Below are 608 nucleotides of genomic sequence, written 5' to 3'. Positions count from 1 at the left end.
ACGATACGCTGCGGCGTGGTGTCCCAGGCCCGGCAGCTGGGCGCCGACGGCGGCTTCGCCCGCTACGCGCTGACCATCGAGCCGCCGTTCGCGCTGCTGCGCCACCGCCGCACCTCGCGCGTGTTCCAGGACCTGACGGTGCCCGACATCGTCCAGCAGATCCTGCAAGAGCACCAGGCCGCCAACCCGGCCTTCGCCCGCGGCCAGGCGATCGAGATCAAGGTCGGCCCGGCGCAGCCCAGAAGCTACTGCCTGCAATACCGCGAAAGCGACTACGACTTCATCGTCCGCCTGCTGCACGAGGAAGGCTACGCCTGGCGCTTCGAGCATGTCGACGGCGACGCGCCCCAGGTCAAGCTGGTGGTGTTCGACGACGCCTACAGCCTGCCGCCGGCCGAAGTGGAACGGGTGCGCTTCCACCGCAGCGACGCCACCGAAGACGAGGACGGCCTCACCGCCTGGCACGCCAGCCGCCAGATCGTCCCCGGCAGCGTCGCGCTGGCCAGCTTCGACTACCAGCCGGTGTCCACCCAGCACAGCGGCGACAGCAGCCAGATCGACCAGGGCCAGGGCGGCCAGGCGCTGCAATCCAGCCTGCAGGACTACGA

The 608-nt window shown here is 70.1% G+C and carries 1 protein-coding gene; it reads left to right on the top strand.

Going from position 1 to position 608, the window contains the following annotated elements; translation table 11 throughout:
• Window positions 1–608 (top strand): type VI secretion system Vgr family protein (locus MY55_RS22325; protein WP_208856080.1); only part of this gene is annotated, 608 nt, incomplete at both ends.

Source organism: Chromobacterium subtsugae (genome assembly GCF_001676875.1).
GTDB lineage: Bacteria > Pseudomonadota > Gammaproteobacteria > Burkholderiales > Chromobacteriaceae > Chromobacterium > Chromobacterium subtsugae.
The sequence above is the reverse complement of the archived record's forward strand: the minus strand, read 5'-3'. Positions and strand labels throughout refer to the sequence as shown.